The sequence below is a fragment of the Bacillus inaquosorum KCTC 13429 genome (assembly GCF_000332645.1).
Taxonomy (GTDB): Bacteria; Bacillota; Bacilli; order Bacillales; family Bacillaceae; genus Bacillus; species Bacillus inaquosorum.
In genome coordinates this window covers 299626-318552 of the sequence record NZ_AMXN01000002.1, presented here as the reverse complement: position 1 = coordinate 318552, position 18927 = coordinate 299626, and the positions used below count along the sequence as shown (strand labels likewise).

Sequence of the window (18927 nt, the reverse complement as noted above, 5' to 3'; positions counted from 1 at the left end):
CACTAGCAAGTCTTACTAACAGACCAATCCTTGATTTTTATAAAACGATAGACTCATAACAAGATCCTATTACAAATCCATCAACACTGCTTTTATTATAAAGTGATATTTATTATAATACAATATGGCAGGAAAATTTTAACCAAGTGAAATGTCCTAAGGGGAACCGGGAAAAGCTTTATGAGGCAATATCGGAAGGGGTAATCAGCATGTCTAAAAAAATTCATGAGTTCAATGATATTATTCGAAAACTTCGCAAAGAATTGTTCGGCAAAGGGCCTGAACGGATTCATACTGTATTTGTAGAAAACATGGCAGTCTCAACATTATATGGAAACCTGAGTGCAAGCGAGCAGTTTATCGCCCGCACGCCTGAAGGAAGAGAAATGGTACATGCAGCCCGGACAAGCCTGATTCAAGATCTTTATTCCAAACAAACGCCGGAAGGAATGGAGGAGCTGATGGGGGCTAAGCTTGTCCATTTGTTTTCTGATATTAAAATTGAGGAAAATATCGCTGTATCTGTGTTTGTCTTTGACAAAAAAATAGATGATCAAAAAGAAGCCCTGCAAAGCTAGCATATTTGCCATTGACACAAATTTGTCACATTTGATATGATGTTGCTACAGTTATAGAAGGCAAAAAGCGATGGGAATGTATGCACGAACTGTATATATTCTCTTTCAATATCTTAATTCTGCTTGATATTGTTGTATGGGTATGCATACAAGTTAGGCAGCATTCAAACGCCTGGTTGACACAGGTTATTTGAGTGCTGCCTTTTTTATTGCCTTTATGCCATAACTGTAAGAATAGAAGAAATAATGGAGGCGTTTTAGTATGGCTTTTCGGAAACCGGATGAAATAGCGGATGCAGCAATTGAAGCAGGGATGAACAAAGTAAAGCTCCCGCTGCCGTCTCTGCTAGTGCTGGGGTTTTTAGGCGGCGCATTTATCGCGCTCGGGTACTTGCTTGATATCAGGGTAATCGGCGACCTTCCGAAAGAATGGGGAAGTCTGTCCAGCTTGATCGGGGCTGCAGTATTTCCTGTCGGTCTGATACTTGTGGTTCTCGCTGGTGCTGAACTGATCACAGGAAATATGATGTCCGTTGCGATGGCTTTATTTTCAAGAAAAATATCAGTTAAAGAATTGGCGGTTAACTGGGGAATCGTCACGATTATGAACCTAATCGGCGCATTGTTTGTTGCTTACTTTTTCGGGCATTTAGTTGGATTGACTGAAACAGGCCCTTATTTAGAAAAAACGATCGCCGTGGCGCAGGGAAAGCTCGATATGAGCTTCGGCAAGGTTCTTATTTCCGGCATCGGCTGTAACTGGCTTGTATGTCTTGCCGTTTGGCTCTCTTTCGGCGCTCAAGACGGAGCAGGGAAAATTCTTGGCATCTGGTTCCCGATTATGGCATTTGTGGCAATCGGATTTCAGCACGTTGTCGCCAACATGTTTGTGATTCCTGCTGCCATTTTTGCAGGGTCATTCACGTGGGGGCAGTTTATCGGAAACATCATTCCTGCTTTTATCGGCAATGTCATCGGCGGAGCGGTGTTTGTCGGTCTCATTTATTTTATTGCATATCATAAGAAAGAACGCTCCAGAAAAGAAATGAAGCAGGTGTCATGAACAAAGGGGAAATCCACTCGATGATTTGCATAATTTCCGTCCATTTTTAGAAAAAGATGTTTACAAAATGGAATTTGGTGGATATACTTACAAAGTAAGAAAAAAGCAAAGGAGGCTGAACAAAATGACAATGAGACAACGACGTCAACCTGTACGTGAAACACAAGTGAAAATTCATGGTTCATTCAGCCTGTGGAAGAGTTCGTGTCCTTCCTTAACCGATGCTTATCGCACGCATTAAATTGGGAATAGTCGGACATACGCAACTCCCCGCAGGCAGTAGAGGCATTGGTGTCTTCTTTTGTCTGCGGTTTTTATTTGCCCGCGGCAGAAGGAATGATGCCGCGGGTTATTTCGCTTGAAGCGGAATTTGAAAGGGGGTGAGTGATATGACGATTAACCTATTCTTTTTAACGTTAACGATTAACAAACGGTTTAAAAGCCCGGAAGAATTCGAACGAGAACAGCAGATTGAGCAGATTTATGATGAAATGAAAGAGTCTCAGTTAAAGCATCTTTATTTGACAAACTGGCGCTAAAAAACAATGAAAAATACTGAAGGGGGAGATGGCATATGCTTAGAATGGAATTATTGATGCATTATACGATGGAGAAGGACCAAGTTTAGCAAAAACAGCTGTCAAGAAAATGCCTGCCTGCATATGATAGATCAACGTTACGGGTAAGGCAGGTGATGGCATGATGAACGATTATCAAAAAAGGCTGCCGTCGATTGGCCATGGTTATGCGTCCATGCCGCATTCCTTCAAACATGGTTATGGAAATCCATTCCGCCAGCAGAGGCTGATGGCCATGCAGCAGCATAGGCTGTATGTATTCCCTTATTATTGGCATTAGAAAGAGGGCAGAAAACATTTTGTTTTCTGCTTTTTTTGCGGAAAAAAATGAAAAAGTTCAGTTCTATTGAAACATTATTAAACACATTGCCGTCTAGTTGATATCTTCATTCACATTTTAAAATGAAGGTGATGTTTATTTTTTTAATATAATAAATAAGCATAGGAAACCAAAAGCAGGTGTTTAAAATGCTAGAAAATAGACTCTATAAACGATCGAATCTTTTGAAATTATTTTCTCGGAAATATAAGCAAACAAAAACCATTGAGCATATGATGATTGACTCTATAGACATACAGGAAAATGACAGAATTTTAGAAATTGGAATTGGAAATGGCACTGTCTTTAAGAACATAACCGAGAAACTGGAAAAGGGAAGCTTAAAAAGCATTGACCCGTCAAAGCGAAAGGTAAGACAGATATCACGAGCGAATCGAAAGAACATGGGGAAAGGGGAGATTTTTCATGGTTATCCTGAGAACATTCCCTTTGATGACCGTACCTTTAATAAAGTGTTTTCCTTACATACGGTTCAGAGCTGCACTGATATGAGGCTTGCATTAAGAGAAATTTATCGGGTGCTTCAAATTGACGGCCGGTTTTACATCAGTATTGATACAAATACCGGTGAGAAAGAGAAAACGTATATTCAGCTGCTGAAAGATCAGCATTTTAGGGATCTTTCCGTCATCAGGCGTGATTCCTGTCTGTGCATTGTGGCTGTTAAATAAAAAATTTCTCGGGAAATATATCCAGGGCCCTCATTTTGGTTTTGGGTATATTTTCTTAATTTTTTATTTTTTGCATATACTTTATATTAAAAAAAGTTTTTTTCATATAAACTGATAACATAAGCAAGGGTAAAGAGGTGATATCAGACAGATCGGACATGTTTATTATGAACAAAAGGAATGAATGTTCATTCCGCGACGAAGAATCGGAGGTTGCAACATACATGTTATCCGCATCCAGCAGTAAGTACGACATGATTATGAAAGCGTCGGTTTCACTATTTACGGAAAGGGGATTTAACGCTACCACTATCCCTATGATAGCTGAACGAGCTCATGTTGGGACAGGAACGATCTACCGCTATTTTGACAGCAAAGAAACACTCGTCAACGTATTGTTTCAAGAAAGCATCCAGCGCTTTACCGAAAAGCTGAAGCAGGATTTTTCGGAATTGCCTGCCAGAGAAGGCTTTCGCCACGTATTTTGCTGTCTCGTTCAATTTACGAAAGAGAGCGATTATGCGCTTTTTTTTCTTGAAACGAAAAAAGACGCTCATTACTTAAACGACACAAGCAGAAAAATGATAGAAAATCTGACTCAAATGCTTGATGACTATTTTAACAAGGGAAAAGCAGAAGGCGTGATACGCGGCCTGCCCTCTAATGTGTTAATTGCAATTGTGTTAGGGGCGTTTCTCAAGATATATCAGCTTGTCCAAACGGGTGATATAGAGATGGACACTGATTTAATTACTGAATTGGAACAATGCTGCTGGGACGCCATCAAGCTTCATTCATTTACTTCACAAAAATAGGAAAGGAAGATGTTAATGAAACAGGCAAGCGCCATACCTCAGCCCAAAACATACGGACCTTTAAAAAATCTTCCGCATCTGGAAAAAGAGCAGCTTTCTCAATCCTTATGGAGGTTAGCTGATGAATTGGGACCGATTTTCCGCTTCGATTTTCCAGGGGTGTCCAGTGTTTTTGTATCCGGACACAATCTTGTGGCTGAAGTGTGTGATGAAAGCCGTTTTGACAAAAACCTTGGCAAAGGCTTGCTAAAGGTGCGCGAGTTCGGCGGAGACGGCTTATTTACAAGCTGGACCCACGAACCGAACTGGCAAAAAGCCCACCGCATTTTGCTGCCAAGTTTCAGTCAAAAAGCGATGAAAGGCTATCATTCTATGATGCTGGATATCGCAACCCAGCTGATTCAAAAATGGAGCCGGCTTAATCCTAATGAAGAAATTGATGTAGCGGACGACATGACCCGTCTGACGCTTGATACGATCGGATTATGCGGGTTTAACTATCGCTTCAACAGCTTTTACCGTGATTCTCAGCATCCGTTTATCACCAGCATGCTCAGTGCCTTAAAAGAGGCGATGAATCAATCGAAAAGATTGGGCCTGCAAGATAAGATGATGGTGAAAACGAAGCTGCAGTTCCAAAAGGATATAGAAGTCATGAACTCCCTTGTCGATAGAATGATAGCGGAGCGAAAAGAGAATCCGGATGAAAACATTAAGGATCTTTTATCGCTCATGCTCTATGCAAAAGATCCTGTAACAGGTGAAACGCTGGATGATAAAAATATTCGATACCAAATCATCACATTTTTAATTGCAGGGCATGAAACAACAAGCGGTTTGCTTTCCTTTGCGATTTACTGTCTGCTTACACATCCGGAAAAACTGAAAAAAGCGCAAGAGGAAGCCGATCGCGTGTTAACAGACACGCCGGAATATAAACAAATCCAGCAGCTGAAATACATTCGGATGGTGTTAAATGAAACACTCAGGCTATATCCAACAGCTCCGGCCTTTTCTCTCTATGCGAAGGAGGATACTGTTCTAGGCGGGGAATACCCGATCAGCAAAGGTCAGCCTGTCACTGTTTTGATTCCGAAGCTGCACCGGGATCAAAATGCTTGGGGAGAAGATGCAGAAGATTTTCGTCCGGAACGGTTTGAAGACCCTTCGAGTATTCCTCACCATGCTTATAAGCCGTTTGGAAACGGGCAGCGCGCTTGTATTGGCATGCAGTTTGCTCTCCAAGAAGCGACGATGGTTCTCGGTCTTGTATTAAAGCATTTTGATTTGATGAACCATACTGGATACGAACTGAAAATCAAAGAGGCATTAACGATCAAGCCGGATGAATTTAAAATTACTGTGAAACCGCGGAAAACAGCAGCAATTAATGTACAGAGACGAGAACAGGCTGACAACAAAACAGAAACGAAGCCAAAAGAAACAAAACCTAAACACGGCACACCTTTACTCGTTCTTTACGGTTCAAACCTTGGAACAGCGGAAGGAATAGCAGGAGAATTGGCTGCTTACGGCCGCCAGCTGGGATTTACAGCCGAAACAGCTCCGCTTGATGATTATATTGGCAAGCTTCCTGAACAAGGCGCTGTCGTCATCGTTACGGCTTCTTATAATGGGGCGCCGCCTGATAATGCTGCCGGCTTTGTAGAGTGGCTGGAAGAGCTTGAGGAAGGCCGATTAAAAGGGGTCTCCTATGCGGTATTCGGCTGCGGAAACCGGAGTTGGGCCAGCACGTATCAGCGGATTCCGCGCCTTATAGATGACATGATGCAAGCGAAAGGGGCATCACGTTTAACACCGATTGGGGAAGGTGATGCCGCCGATGATTTTGAAAGCCATCGCGAGTCTTGGGAAAACCGCTTCTGGAAGGAAACGATAAAAGCATTTGATATAAACGAAATATCTCAGAAAGAAGACAGGCCTTCATTATCGATTACTTTTCTCAGTGAAGCGACGGAAACGCCGCTTGCCAAAGCATATGGTGCGTTTGAAGGGATTGTCTTAGAGAACCGGGAGCTCCAGACAGCTGATAGTCCGCGTTCCACCCGCCATATTGAATTGCAGGTTCCTGACGCCAAAACATATAAAGAAGGCGATCATATCGGAATATTGCCGAAAAACAGCCAGGAGCTTGTTCAGCGGGTTCTCAGCAGATTCGGTTTGCAGTCCAATCATGTGATAAAAATGAGCGGAAGCCCTCATATGGCTCATCTTCCGATGGATCGGCCGATCAAAGTGGCGGATTTATTGTCGTCCTATGTGGAGCTGCAGGAACCGGCTTCAAGGCTTCAGCTTCGGGAGCTGGCTTCTTATACAGTTTGTCCGCCGCATAAAAAAGAGCTGGAACAGCTCGTTTCAGCAGATGGCATTTATAAAGAGCAGGTACTGGAAAAACGTCTCACCATGCTTGATCTTTTAGAGGATTACCCTGCCTGCGAAATGCCGTTTGAGCGGTTTTTAGAACTTTTGCCTTCACTAAAACCGCGATATTATTCCATATCAAGCTCACCGAAAGTGCATGCTAATATCGTGAGCATGACAGTAGGGGTTGTTAAAGGCTCAGCTTGGAGCGGGCGCGGAGAGTACCGGGGAGTCGCCTCTAATTATTTAGCAGAGCTGAATACAGGTGATGCAGCAGCCTGCTTCATCCGAACGCCGCAATCCGGATTTCAAATGCCAGATGACCCTGAAACGCCTATGATTATGGTCGGGCCGGGTACAGGAATTGCGCCATTCAGGGGCTTTATTCAGACAAGATCTGTTTTGAAGAAGGAAGGAAACACGCTTGGTGAAGCTCTTTTCTATTTCGGCTGCCGGCGCCCCGATCATGACGATCTTTACAGAGAAGAGCTGGATCAGGCGGAACAGGATGGTTTGGTTACAGTCCGCCGGTGCTATTCACGCGTCGAAAACGAATCAAAAGAATATGTCCAGCACTTGCTCAAACTAGATGCACAGAAGCTGATATCACTCATTGAAAAAGGGGCTCACATTTACGTATGCGGTGATGGATCGCGAATGGCTCCTGATGTAGAGAATACTTTGCGACTGGCGTATGAAGCTGAAAAAGGAGCAAATCAGGAAGAATCAGCTGAATGGCTGATGAATCTGCAAAACCAAAAACGCTATGTCAAAGACGTTTGGTCAGGTATGTAATAAAAAATCGAACCCCGCCATCAATCAGAATGGCGGGGTTATTTTGCATATGAAAAAGCCGGCACGATATTGAAATCTACTGAAAAGGATGTTATAGGGAGTATCGCGCCGGCCTTATTGTTAATATCGTCATACAGGGACAAAGGTTTAGGTTTTTTGCCTTATTTTTAAAAATAAATAGTCAAAAAGTCTTGTTTTTGTATATTGTGCTTCAGATTTTCTTGTCAGTTTGTTTTCGTTAAGCAAATATTTCTATTCCTCAAGACCACAAGCATGAGGATTAATCGGCTGAAGATCGATGTTTAAACTGGCGTTCCACATGTTTTCGGTAATGAAAGTCATGAATCAGCCGAATTGTGGGCCTGACTAACAGCAGCAAGCTCCCAATAGCAAACAGCCATATCCCTGCCGACATTAATTGGTCATAAAAAAAGAAAAAGCTTCCGACAAGAAACAAAGCACCAATGATAAAATCATTTACTGTATAAAGAACCTTATATCGTTTTTTGAAAAAAAGCTCGTATCGATTGAGTTCTTTTTTGATGTCATGTTCTTCATTAGCTGCCACTATCATCCCTCCATTCTATTTTGGCTTACCCTCACGTAAACGACATGTAAACATAAGAATTGTTTTGAAAAAATGGAGATGATGAGAGAAAGATCAACAATGTTTTTAAATAGGACCTCTTATCTTACAAAAACGATTTCATCGCCTGAACAATAAGACCAGTCAAAGCTTTAGCCCCTTGAGGAACCAAGTGTACGCCATCAGGTGTAAAGTATTCTGGGTGCTGAAGAGCTTCTGTGTGCCAGTCAACTAACGTAACATTTTGATGTGCGTGCGCCTGTTGCTGCAAAGATTCATTTACCTTGCTTTCCCATTGGCGGGGAACTCGTGTATTGACAAGATAGATATGAGCTTTTGAGAAAGATTGAAGCAATTGTTCGATTTGGCTGTTTGTAAAGTAGCCATTGGTTCCCAGCTCAATGATGACAGCCTTGTTCGGCTGATTAAAAGACTTGTATTCATTTGCGAGTTCCAGAGCTTGAGACATTTGTCTCCCCACCTTTCCATCAATCGTAACATGTGAAAGTGACTGGCGGAGGTGTGAGGCAATATCAAGCATGACGGAATCTCCTATAGCTAACACTTCTTTATCAGAGTCTGCTGGTTCTTTCGCCTGCTGAGATTGCTTGTCTTTATTTTTACTAGTCTCTTGATCATTATTTTTGTTTTCCTTTTGATCTTGATTGGAGTCTGTTGTCTTTTGTTCAGGATTGTTTTCCCTGTCTTTATCAGCTTCAGCTTTCTTTCTATCCTCAGAAGCCTGGCTGGTATCAGCGTTTGTTTTTTGTGAGCTATACGTCCATTTGGTGGGGTGCTTTTGCTCTCCGGCTAGCCCAGACAGCCCTCCCGCAAAAATTAGTATAGCGAGAATGACGAAACCAATTGACGTTTTGCTGATGACAGATGTCGTTTTCCATTCTCTGATTCTATGTATAAAAATACGGCGGAAAAATGATCTAAATCCCTGTGTCCGTATCGGCTTCTCAATAAAATGATAGGAAAGCTCGGCGAGTATAAATGTAACAATGACCTTTAGCACAATATGCCAAAAAACAGGGTTTCCGATTTCTTGAACTGGCGTGCTTAACACAATAACAGGGTAGTGCCAAAGATAAATACCGTAAGACCTCGTTCCAAGCCAACGGAGCGGCCTCCATGAAAGCAGATTGCCTAAAAAGCTGCTCGGATGGCATACACATGCAATAAGGATTGCGGCAATCATGCTAATCAAAAGCATTCCGCCTCTGTAAAGAAAAGGCTCATATTCATCTGTGAAATAGACACACAACACTAAAATACAAAACGCCGAAAGTTCAGTAGCGTGCAAAGTGTGCTTCAGTTTGTTTGACAGCCTGTTGGAAGACAGTCTTTTCATCGGCCATACAAGAGCCAGGGCACACCCGATGAGAAGCGCAAACGAACGAGTATCTGTGCCGTAGTACACGCGGCTCGGATCTCCGCCGGGTTCATACAATATGCTCATCATCACGGCTGAACAAAGCGCTAGCAATGACACCGCCGCCGCCAATCTGGCGCGGTTTTTAAATATGTACATTCCAACAACCAAGAACATCGGCCATATCATATAAAATTGTTCTTCAATCGCCAGCGACCAAAGGTTTTTCAGAGGTGATGGGGAACCGAAACTATCAAAATATGATAGTTTGTGAAAAATAAACCACCAATTACTCATATAAAAAAGAGAGGAAATGGCATCTCCGCGTATAGTGTGCAATAGTTCCCTGTCAAACAATACAACCCAAATAACAGTAAAAAAGATCATGAGGTAAGCCGCTGGCAGAAGCCGCCGAATTCGGCGCACCCAAAAGTCCCGAAAATCAAGGCTGATATCATTTCCATGTGCCGGCAATAGAATGGATGTAATTAAATAGCCGGATAAAACAAAAAAGATATCAACTCCAATGAAGCCTCCGTTAGCCCAGCTGAAGTTTAGGTGATAAGCGATAACTGACAGGACGGCAAAAGCCCGAAGGCCATCGAGTCCAGGGATATATCGATGATGCTTTGTCTTGTGATACATGGGTATTCCTCCAATAGTGTGCAGAGATTCTCGTTGTTTTGGCAGCGAGGTTACGACCTCAAATAGAGAAGAGAGAAAACATCCATGATATGAGATGGATGTTTTTTATATTATCGAACATAACGTTCTCCCACGAGCAAGCTTGAAATGACGCTGGTTGGAATTTTAAACTCGGTAACGCCCATATAGCCGGGGGCAACTTCATATTCATCAAATGAGATCACAAGTTTATGGTCTTCAGTAATATAAAACGTTTGATCAGGCAAAATCGTTTTGAACGGTTCTGCATCTTCGTCAGTGAGCCAATATATTTTATTTGGATCTTCCTTCATTTGCTGTTTCATTTGTTCTTTGATGTTTTGGCTGATGACTTTAATATAGCTCTCATCTTTGAACAAGCTTTTTAATGTAAGTAAAATATCATTCTTTTTGTCAATCGTGATATAGCGGCTTTGTGTGTAAGATGATGCTTGTGTTTTTTCAATATCACGCCGAATAGAGAGTAAATCTGGCGTGTCTGTTACTGTCTCGTAATCACTGTAGATACTGAGATGTCCTTTTTTGTTTTTGGATGTAGACTGTATAAATTCTTTGTACAGCTGCTTGCTTTCTTTCAAGTATTTCTGGTTAATGCTGTTTTCAAGCTCTTTATTAGAAAGTCCGGACAGAGCAGGTGTTTTGACATCGATGCTCGATTGATCTTTCTCCTCTTTGATCTCAATAAAAGTGATGGCCTTGACAATCTTGCCGATGACAGGGATTCTTGACATCGCTTGAGCTGCGTCTGGGTTGATATTGACAAGTGCAGTGAATAAAATAGCCGCCGCGACAGCTGCTGATGTCGGCCACATGACGATTCTTTTCTTTTTTGGTTCTTGTTGAAGGGCTTTTTCAACAATGATATCAAGTTCCTTAGGAATCTGAACACTTTTATATTCTTCTCTTAATTGCTGCAATCTCTTATCCATTAAGAAAGATCCTCCTTCGTCAACTGAATGCGCATCAGCTTCAATGCTCTGTATAAGCGCGTTTTGACGGTATTCATGTTTTCCCCTGTAATTTCCGCAATTTCTTCTAATTTGAGGTCTTCAAAAAAGCGCAAAATAATAATGGTTTTATAACGGTACGGCAATGCATCAAGCGCCTCATGAAGATCAGTGTCCTTGTAATGGTCTTCCTTTCCGTTGCTTAAAAACTCTAACGTTTCGTCATCCATCACTTTTACCTTTTTTTGTTTGCGCAAAAAATCAATAGCTGTCCGTACTAAAATTTTATAAAACCAGCTTTTTATCGTCTCAGGGTTTCTGACCGTTTCAACTGAGCTCAGTGCTTTTTTTATAGATTCCTGAACAATATCTAATGCGTCATCTTGATTTTTTACATAACTGAAAGCCAACCTGTAGAAATCTTGCTTATGATCAGTTATGCATGTGACAAGCAACGCTTTTGTTGTTTGTTTTTTCTTCATTGCAATAAAGGACTCCTTTTTGAATATACGTATATCATAGGCTGTTACCTAGGATAGACGCGGCAGGCTGAAAAATAGTTTGCGCAGAATCACATTTTTTTAAAGAAGTGATCAGAACGGGGGAAGATCGCAAAAACTTTGCAGAAAGGAATGCATATAAAAACATGGCTTGCTGATACAAGCCATGTTTTTATACTATTGCTCTATTCCAGATAATGTTTTTTGAAATCTGAGTGGATAGAAAATTTGCGGCGCAGCTGGATGAGATTTTTTCCAAAGCTTTCTTCTAAAAGCCCTCTATGCTTTTTCAAAATTTCCATGAGGTACAGATCATGAATGATCACTTCAGTAATAGGCATGACTAAACCTACATGCATCGTCCATGCAGCACGGCTGTCGTTACCAAGAGAGACGATACCTGCTACAACTTCTGAATCATCTCCGCTATATACAAGCCACCGCCCGTCATACTCTTCTGTAATTTCACTGCTCATATCATGAAGGTACACAGTAGCAAAATCAGATGCGATATCTCCGTACGCAATGATGGTGACATTTACACCTTTAGTTGCCGCCTGTCTCAGCTCTGTTTCTATTTCTTCATAATCCTCTTTCCAGATTTCTAAAAGAATTCTTTTTTTTGCGGATAAAATACAAGCCTTCACCTTTTCAAGAATTTCACTGCGTCCGGTGATATTCCAGATATTTTCCCGGTCATTTGCGGTCTGCTCGAAGTTTTCAAAGTATTTCTCAGCCTGGTCAAAATGCTCTTCCGCTTTGAGCCGGCGGTTTTTAATCAGTTCTTTAGCGGGGACAGGCACATACTGAGGCGTATTTCCGTGACTTACAAAAACATCTCCCCTTAAGACAAGGCTTTCCAAAACTTCATAAATTTTTGAGCGGGGCACTCCGGAATTTTTGGCGACGGCATAGCCTGTTAAAGGCGATTCTTGCAATAAAGCAAGATATGCTTTCGATTCATATTCGGTAAAATTGAGGTTTTTTAAAATGTCTAACATATTTTCCTTCATATATCCTCCAATATAAAGAGCAGTCGCCTGCCTTTGTAATCGCTATTTTAACAAACCATATTGATTTATTCCAAACGTATTGATACAATTTTTTTAAGTAGTTACTTTCGTAGTCACTATATGTCGGAGAGATTTTTAAAGGGGGAGAAGAAATGCATAGCTTACTCGCATACATTCCGATCGCTGCCATGATGGTTATCATACCGGGAGCAGATACGATGCTTGTTATGAAGAATACCCTTAGATATGGCGCAAAGGCTGGGCGTTACAACATTCTCGGATTGGCAACAGGACTTTCCTTTTGGACGGTTATTGCCATTTTAGGATTATCAGTGGTGATTGCAAAGTCAGTGATTCTTTTCACAACGATTAAATATTTGGGAGCAGCATACCTAATTTATTTAGGTGTAAAAAGTTTTTTTGCCAAAAGTATGTTTTCTATAGATGACATGCAATCCCAAGCAAACACCACGGCAAATTCTCCGAAACGTTATTATAAAACTTCCTTTATGCAGGGATCACTTAGTAACATTCTCAATCCTAAAACTGTTTTGGTTTATGTTACAATCATGCCCCAATTTATCAATCTGAAGGGAAATATAAACCAGCAACTCATTATTTTAGCTTCAATCTTAACCTTAATAGCGGTGTTGTGGTTCCTCTTTCTCGTTTATATTATTGATTACGCAAAAAAATGGATGAAAAACTCGAAGTTTCAGAAAGCTTTTCAAAAAGTAACTGGCATTATATTAGTTGGTTTCGGCATCAAAACTGGTTTGAATTAATTTTCGGTTCCGTTGGTGTTGGAGACCAAAATGAATTTAGTGTTTGGCGCATACAAAAAAGACAAGGGAGTGAGTATCCCTTGTCTTTTTTGTTATTTTATCTTATGTCCCCTGATGGTTTGCACCTTATACAAAATAATCAATAAAACAAACCAGACCGGAGTGACAAACAAAGCAACACGTGTATCATTCGCCAGTGCCAATACGACAAGAATGAACGCGAGAAATGCAAGTGTTAAGTAGTTGGATAATGGGTAAAAAGGCATTTTAAATTTGCTTGCTTTCGCTTCATGCGGCCTTGTTTTTCGATATTTCAAATGGCAAATCACCGTAATGCCCCAAATGAAAATGAAGCATATTGTAGAAACACTAGTAATCAGTGTAAAGACTTGCTCCGGCATTATATAATTCAGGCTAACGCCAATCAGAATGGCGATGGTTGAGAAGAACAGCGCATTGCTTGGAACTTTAGATGAAGTCAGTTTCTTTAGCAAGCCAGGTGCGTGATGATCCTTGGCAAGAGAATAGACCATGCGGCTTGTGCTGAATAAAGCGCTATTGGCCGCTGATGCAGCTGATGTTAATACAACAAAATTGATCATACTGGCAGCGGCAACAATGCCTACAGCAGAGAACACTTGAACAAACGGGCTTTCATTTGGATTCAAAACATTCCAAGGATAGATACACATAATCACAAAAAGTGCGCCGACATAAAAAAGTAAAATCCGGGCAGGGATTTGATTGATGGCTTTAGGGATCACTTTTTGGGGATTTTCAGTTTCACCTGCTGTCAGTCCGACAAGTTCAATTCCCACAAAAGCGAAGACAACCATTTGGAATGAAAGAATAAATCCATGCCATCCATTTGGAAACATGCCGCCATGGCTCCAAAGATTCGTGAGGCTGGCTGAGCTGGAAGCTGCAGAAAAACCTTTCGCAATCAAGAAAATACCAGTTACGATAAGAGCCAGTATGGCAATGACTTTGATTAATGCAAACCAGAATTCTAATTCCCCGAAAAGTTTAACGGTGGCAAGGTTCATGATCAGCAGGATGATCAGCGCAAGAAGACCCGGCAGCCATTGAGGCACATCGGGAAGCCAATATTGCATATAAATACCGACCGCCGTTAAATCAGCCATCGCGAGAGAAATCCAGCAGAACCAGTAGGTCCAGCCAGTGATAAACGCTGCCATGTCGCCTAAATAGTCCCTTACAAAATCAACGAAAGAGTGATACCCCGCATTTGATAAGAGCAGTTCTCCGAGCGAACGCATAATGAAAAAGCAAAAGACTCCCGTGATCAAATAAGCAAATAAAATGGATGGTCCCGCAAAGTGGATGGATTTCCCTGAACCTAAGAATAAGCCTGTTCCGATTGCACCCCCAATCGCCATTAATTGTATATGCCTGTTTTTAAGGCCTCTAGACAATTTTTGCTGTTGTCCCAAATTGTCTTTGTTAGAATTGCCTGTCAATTTTATTTTCCTCCAATAATAAAAGATGAATAAAGTTTTATCGGATATTATACCATTTAAGAGAATATAATGTTTAATTTTTAAATTTTAAAAATAAATTTTCCTTGTTCGTAAAGCTGTTAAATGCCTTTTACTTTCTATTATTACTTGCCAGTTATATTGAATAGTAGAAAAACATGAAAATCATCAGTGTTGTGCATATTGAAAAAATGTAAAGTATTCTTAGCCAGAAAGGAGGAAACCAATCAAAAAGACATCGTTTTGACGGTGTCTTTTTTGTTTTGCTAGGATATATGATGACAGTATACTTATGAGGGCCAGCTCATTTATAAGGATACAGGCGAAATGTATGACACGAGGCAGGGCGTAGAATGAAATTACAAACAGCACAGCTATTGACTATCTTATCTGAATACCAGTTTTTTGATTGGGAGCATCATGAGAATAATAAACATCGCATCATGATTGGTTTCCCGGAGAATATGCTTATCATAAAAGATTTTAATCAATCATTCGGTTTTGACTCAGTCGAGAATCCGTATTCAAACATAAAAATCTCAAAAAAACAGTGGGTCCATATGGAGGATCTATTTTTTCAATGGATATCTCCTTATCTATCAACTTTCAGACTAACGATTGTTACGCCATTTCTAAGTAATGACTGGGAGGGAGAATGTCATCTGGACGATATAATGGATGATGAGTTTGCTGATGCTTATAAAGCGTACAAGGCTTTTTTAATAGGTAACGGATTATATGGTCTTACGCCCACTTTGATTGAAAACTGCAGGGGATATCAAATCGATCATATCGGTGATTTTTCAATCCTGGGCAAGATGGCTGCAAGGAATTATCATTATTTATTCTTTGCTGATGGAGATAAAGTTTTTATGTTTACAGATTCATTGACCTTCCAGATGTATTGTAAGGATGGAGAAGTTTTGCACAATGAAAAGAGAAAGATCGAGCAGCTGCTGAATCCTGATTTTTTATTGTGAATCACTGTGGCGGACACATAAAGTGTCTGCCTTTTTTTGTTATTCAATTGATGTCATGGATGGGAATGTATTTTGGGAAGTTTGTCCTGGTTCATAAGTTTTGTTTTTTGTCATTCATGATTTTGCCATCATTACGTTCCAGAAGAATGATAAACTGTTTACTGATTATTACTTTGGAAGGGGCGCAGGCTTGAAGAACTGCGAATCTAAAATACTAATATGAAATATAAATGATTCGAAGTGATAAACACATAGGCATAAAAGGTCAGTATGTCAATCTGCTATAAAGACCTTTCTGGAAGTGTATCAATAGATAATTTCAAGGCTGTCCGCCATAAAAATTCGGAATATTCTTGTTAAGGGCTTATCTAATAAGGACAAAGGATGATAGACGTGAAAAGAATAGATAAAATATACCTTCAGCTCATGCATAATTTTCATGACTCCAGCTTAGATCATCTTTTAAAAGTACAGGGGAATTCAGCAAAGGAAATTGCTGAGCAGCTGAAAATGGAGCGGTCCAATGTCAGTTTTGAATTGAACAATCTCGTTCGGTCCAAAAAGGTCATAAAAATTAAAACGTTTCCTGTACGATACATCCCAGTCGAAATAGCGGAAAGGTTATGTAACAAGAAATGGGATACAGAGATGATGGAAGTGAAAGACCTTGAGCCGTTTTCCGGGAATCCAAAACAGAATCATCAACATATTTCCACGAATCCTCTAGAACTTATGATTGGGGCAAAAGGCAGTTTGAAGAAAGCAATTTCCCAGGCAAAAGCAGCTGTCTTTTATCCGCCAAACGGTCTGCATATGCTCCTCTTAGGGCCTACAGGTTCCGGTAAATCCCTTTTTGCGAACCGGATTTACCAGTTTGCCATTTACTCTGACATTTTGAAGGCGGGCGCACCGTTTATTACATTTAACTGTGCAGATTACTACAACAATCCTCAATTATTGCTTTCTCAATTATTCGGGCACAAAAAAGGTTCATTTACAGGCGCAGGGGAGGATAAGGCTGGTTTAGTCGAACAGGCCAATGGGGGCATTCTTTTTATGGATGAAATCCACCGTCTTCCTCCTGAGGGACAAGAAATGCTGTTTTATTTTATTGACAGCGGTTCTTATAACCGGCTTGGAGAATCTGAACATAAACGAACATCGAACGTATTGTTTATTTGCGCTACTACAGAAAATCCGAGTTCTGCACTATTGAAAACATTTTTGCGAAGAATCCCAATGACCATTCATATTCCTTCGCTTGAAGAACGATCGCTTAAAGAAAGAGTGGATCTGACGACGTTTTTATTAGGGAAAGAAGCAGAGCGAATTAAGAAAAATCTGAGTGTGCACATAGATGTCTATAATGCGCTTATTCATTCTGCAAAATTTGGGAATGTGGGGCAGCTGAAATCAAATGTCCAGTTAGTTTGCGCACACGGATTTTTGCACAACCTTGACCGAGATGAGGTTATTGAACTGACTGTCCGGGATCTGCCAGATGAAATCAAGCAAGAATGGATGTCCAGCAGCAAAAACATGCAAAGAAGCAAAGCCATTTCTGAATATGTCAATATTACAACGATTATATCTCCGATTGTAGAAGATGAAACAACAAAAATTGACGAAGACCTCTCATTTAACTTGTATCATTTGATCGAGGAAAAAGTGAAAACCCTCATGAAAGAAGGATTATCTAAAAAGGATATTAACCAATACATCTTGACTGATGTCCATTTGCATGTCAGAAGTTTTTTTCAACACCGGGCGTTTCAAAAGGACAGCCTGCTGACATTCGTTGAAGACGACGTGATTCAAATGACAAAACAATTAAAAGAAATAGCTGAACATGAGCTTGATTGCTCATTTGACCGTAAATTTATTTATTTTTTGAGTATGCATATTGACGCTTTTTTAAAGCGTGGAAAGCAAATTGATGTTTTAAATACACAGGAGACTGATGAAATCCGTGAGACTCATGTGAAAGAATATCGGGTGGCGATGATTTTTAAAGATAAAATTCAGGAATATTTTAAAGTCGCCATTCCGGAAATAGAAGTCATCTACTTAACGATGCTGATTCATTCCATCAAATCGTTAAAAGAGAACAAAAGAGTGGGGATTATCGTGGCTGCTCATGGAAACAGCACGGCGAGTTCAATGGTGGAAGTCGCAACAGAACTGTTAGGCAGCACTCCAATCGCAGCAGTTGATATGCCGCTTACTGTTTCACCTTCGGAAATTATCGAATGCTTGGCGGAAAAAATGAAACACGTTGATGAAGGCGAAGGTGTTTTAATGCTGGTAGACATGGGGTCACTTGCAATGCTGGAAAGCAAGCTGGAGGAAAAGACAGGCATTGCCGTCAAAACAATCAGCAATGTTACAACCTCAATGGTGCTGGATGCCGTCAGAAAGGTGAACTATTTGAATTTAAATTTGCATGCAATATATCAATCGGTCACGAAAGATTTTATCGAGTTATGGGAGCGGCAGCCAGCGGCATCCGGCAAACAGAAGGCATTGGTCTCCATCTGCACGACAGGCAGCGGAACGGCCAAAAAGCTGGAAGACATCCTGACAACGATCGTCAACAAGGCCTCCGATACCCCGATTCACATACTGACCGTTTCATCCATTAAATTGGCAAACAGCATTAAAGAAATTGAAAAAGAGTATGAGATCCTTGCGACAGTCGGAACGAAAGACCCTAAAATCAATGCTCCGCATGTATCTTTAGAAGTGTTAATTGAAGGGGAGGGAGAGAAGCTGATTCAACAGGCGATTACAAAAGTCAGCATTCCGTTAAGCAGCGGATTAAACGGAGCAAATATCATTGTCAGGGAGCTTTGCGAGGATAGCTTGAAAAAGTATCTTGTCTTCTTGAACCCTCACCATATTATTGAAATGTTATTAGAGTGGCTGCAAACCGTTCAGGATGAGCTGGGAGTCATTTTCAATAATGCAGTTTTGATCAAAGTCATCATGCATACGGCTTTCGCTTTTGAAAGGGTAATTAAGCAGAATCCGATTGCTTTCTCAGAGGAAGAAGAAATAAATGATCAGCTGAAAGAAATGTTTAACGTGACAGAGCGGACATTAGCCCCATATGAACAAAAGCTTGGACTTCGCATAAGTGATGATGAAAAATTATTTATTGCCGCCATATTCGCTGAAGAAGTGCATGGCCAGCTGTTTTAAAAGCGGTTTTTTCAAGTGAACCTGTATTAAATGGAACGCCATTTTAATACAGGTTTATTTTTTTGATCTCAAGTGTTTCAACAGCAGACTGTCATTGGCTGAAATTTAAATGAAAACGCTTAACACAACTAT

16 protein-coding genes are annotated in these 18927 nt (G+C 40.7%); 10 read left to right on the top strand and 6 right to left on the bottom strand.

Annotated features, from left to right (window positions below):
• Positions 1–209 precede the first annotated feature (209 nt).
• The 7 genes from BSI_RS14920 to cypB all read left to right on the top strand — a co-directional run bounded on the left by BSI_RS14920 (position 210) and on the right by cypB (position 7222).
• A complete protein-coding gene (locus tag BSI_RS14920) occupies positions 210–578 on the top strand; it encodes a Na-translocating system protein MpsC family protein (protein ID WP_003237353.1) in 369 nt (122 codons plus the stop codon).
• A 262-nt stretch (positions 579–840) separates the two neighbouring features.
• Positions 841–1641 carry a formate/nitrite transporter family protein gene (locus tag BSI_RS14925; protein ID WP_003237350.1) on the top strand — a complete coding sequence of 267 codons (801 nt, stop codon included), beginning with the start codon at positions 841–843 and terminating at the stop codon, positions 1639–1641.
• A 389-nt stretch (positions 1642–2030) separates the two neighbouring features.
• Positions 2031–2180, top strand: a complete 150-nt coding sequence (locus BSI_RS14930; protein ID WP_003237348.1) for a YrzI family small protein — start codon at positions 2031–2033, stop codon at positions 2178–2180.
• A gap of 160 nt (positions 2181–2340) precedes the next feature.
• Positions 2341–2499, top strand: a complete 159-nt coding sequence (locus BSI_RS22680; RefSeq protein WP_003237346.1) for a hypothetical protein — start codon at positions 2341–2343, stop codon at positions 2497–2499.
• Between the two features lie 188 nt (positions 2500–2687).
• Positions 2688–3230, top strand: a complete 543-nt coding sequence (locus BSI_RS14935; RefSeq protein WP_003237342.1) for a class I SAM-dependent methyltransferase — start codon at positions 2688–2690, stop codon at positions 3228–3230.
• Positions 3231–3454: 224 nt separating this feature from the next.
• Complete coding sequence (fatR, locus tag BSI_RS14940; RefSeq protein WP_032731971.1) at positions 3455–4045, top strand: transcriptional regulator FatR; 591 nt, start codon at positions 3455–3457, stop codon at positions 4043–4045.
• Between the two features lie 15 nt (positions 4046–4060).
• Positions 4061–7222 (top strand): bifunctional cytochrome P450/NADPH--P450 reductase CypB, encoded by a 3162-nt coding sequence (gene cypB / locus BSI_RS14945; RefSeq protein WP_003237339.1) that lies wholly within the window; start codon positions 4061–4063, stop codon positions 7220–7222.
• A 280-nt stretch (positions 7223–7502) separates the two neighbouring features.
• On the opposite strand, the gene BSI_RS14950 is transcribed toward cypB, so the two are convergent.
• The 5 genes from BSI_RS14950 to BSI_RS14970 all read right to left on the bottom strand — a co-directional run bounded on the left by BSI_RS14950 (position 7503) and on the right by BSI_RS14970 (position 12330).
• Positions 7503–7790 (bottom strand): YrhK family protein, encoded by a 288-nt coding sequence (locus BSI_RS14950; protein ID WP_003237337.1) that lies wholly within the window; start codon positions 7788–7790, stop codon positions 7503–7505.
• A 124-nt stretch (positions 7791–7914) separates the two neighbouring features.
• Complete coding sequence (oatA, locus tag BSI_RS14955; protein ID WP_003237335.1) at positions 7915–9831, bottom strand: peptidoglycan O-acetyltransferase OatA; 1917 nt, start codon at positions 9829–9831, stop codon at positions 7915–7917.
• A gap of 110 nt (positions 9832–9941) precedes the next feature.
• Entirely contained in the window at positions 9942–10799 is an 858-nt protein-coding gene (gene rsiV / locus BSI_RS14960) for an anti-sigma-V factor RsiV (protein WP_003237333.1), read from the bottom strand.
• Complete coding sequence (gene sigV / locus BSI_RS14965) at positions 10799–11299, bottom strand: RNA polymerase sigma factor SigV (protein WP_003237331.1); 501 nt, start codon at positions 11297–11299, stop codon at positions 10799–10801. The genes rsiV and sigV overlap by 1 nt, the downstream gene beginning before the upstream one ends.
• A gap of 203 nt (positions 11300–11502) precedes the next feature.
• The gene (locus BSI_RS14970) at positions 11503–12330 is read right to left on the bottom strand and encodes a TrmB family transcriptional regulator (protein WP_003237329.1); all 828 of its coding nucleotides are present in this window, start codon (positions 12328–12330) and stop codon (positions 11503–11505) included.
• Between the two features lie 152 nt (positions 12331–12482).
• Here BSI_RS14970 and BSI_RS14975 point away from each other — a divergent pair, with 152 nt between their 5' ends.
• Positions 12483–13115: a LysE family transporter gene (locus BSI_RS14975; protein WP_003237327.1), complete on the top strand. Its 633-nt coding sequence runs from the start codon at positions 12483–12485 to the stop codon at positions 13113–13115.
• A 92-nt stretch (positions 13116–13207) separates the two neighbouring features.
• Here the strand turns inward: BSI_RS14975 and BSI_RS14980 are convergent, their stop codons facing one another.
• Positions 13208–14596, bottom strand: coding sequence for an amino acid permease (locus BSI_RS14980; protein ID WP_003237325.1), 1389 nt, complete (start codon positions 14594–14596; stop codon positions 13208–13210).
• A 371-nt stretch (positions 14597–14967) separates the two neighbouring features.
• Here BSI_RS14980 and BSI_RS14985 point away from each other — a divergent pair, with 371 nt between their 5' ends.
• Both BSI_RS14985 and levR read left to right on the top strand, forming a co-directional pair.
• Entirely contained in the window at positions 14968–15594 is a 627-nt protein-coding gene (locus BSI_RS14985; protein WP_003237323.1) for a hypothetical protein, read from the top strand.
• 393 nt (positions 15595–15987) lie between these two features.
• The gene (gene levR / locus BSI_RS14990) at positions 15988–18795 is read left to right on the top strand and encodes a transcriptional regulator LevR (protein WP_003237321.1); all 2808 of its coding nucleotides are present in this window, start codon (positions 15988–15990) and stop codon (positions 18793–18795) included.
• Positions 18796–18927 lie beyond the last annotated feature (132 nt).

Excerpts from the sequence above, each read along its gene's own strand:
- BSI_RS14920 (WP_003237353.1), top strand. The coding sequence starts at position 210 with ATGTCTAAAAAAATTCATGAGTTCAATGATATTATTCGAAAACTTCGC.
- BSI_RS14925 (WP_003237350.1), top strand. The coding sequence starts at position 841 with ATGGCTTTTCGGAAACCGGATGAAATAGCGGATGCAGCAATTGAAGCA.
- BSI_RS14930 (WP_003237348.1), top strand. The coding sequence starts at position 2,031 with ATGACGATTAACCTATTCTTTTTAACGTTAACGATTAACAAACGGTTT.
- BSI_RS22680 (WP_003237346.1), top strand. The coding sequence starts at position 2,341 with ATGATGAACGATTATCAAAAAAGGCTGCCGTCGATTGGCCATGGTTAT.
- BSI_RS14935 (WP_003237342.1), top strand. The coding sequence starts at position 2,688 with ATGCTAGAAAATAGACTCTATAAACGATCGAATCTTTTGAAATTATTT.
- fatR (WP_032731971.1), top strand. The coding sequence starts at position 3,455 with ATGTTATCCGCATCCAGCAGTAAGTACGACATGATTATGAAAGCGTCG.
- cypB (WP_003237339.1), top strand. The coding sequence starts at position 4,061 with ATGAAACAGGCAAGCGCCATACCTCAGCCCAAAACATACGGACCTTTA.
- oatA (WP_003237335.1), bottom strand. The coding sequence starts at position 9,831 with ATGTATCACAAGACAAAGCATCATCGATATATCCCTGGACTCGATGGC.
- rsiV (WP_003237333.1), bottom strand. The coding sequence starts at position 10,799 with ATGGATAAGAGATTGCAGCAATTAAGAGAAGAATATAAAAGTGTTCAG.
- sigV (WP_003237331.1), bottom strand. The coding sequence starts at position 11,299 with ATGAAGAAAAAACAAACAACAAAAGCGTTGCTTGTCACATGCATAACT.
- BSI_RS14970 (WP_003237329.1), bottom strand. The coding sequence starts at position 12,330 with ATGAAGGAAAATATGTTAGACATTTTAAAAAACCTCAATTTTACCGAA.
- BSI_RS14975 (WP_003237327.1), top strand. The coding sequence starts at position 12,483 with ATGCATAGCTTACTCGCATACATTCCGATCGCTGCCATGATGGTTATC.
- BSI_RS14985 (WP_003237323.1), top strand. The coding sequence starts at position 14,968 with ATGAAATTACAAACAGCACAGCTATTGACTATCTTATCTGAATACCAG.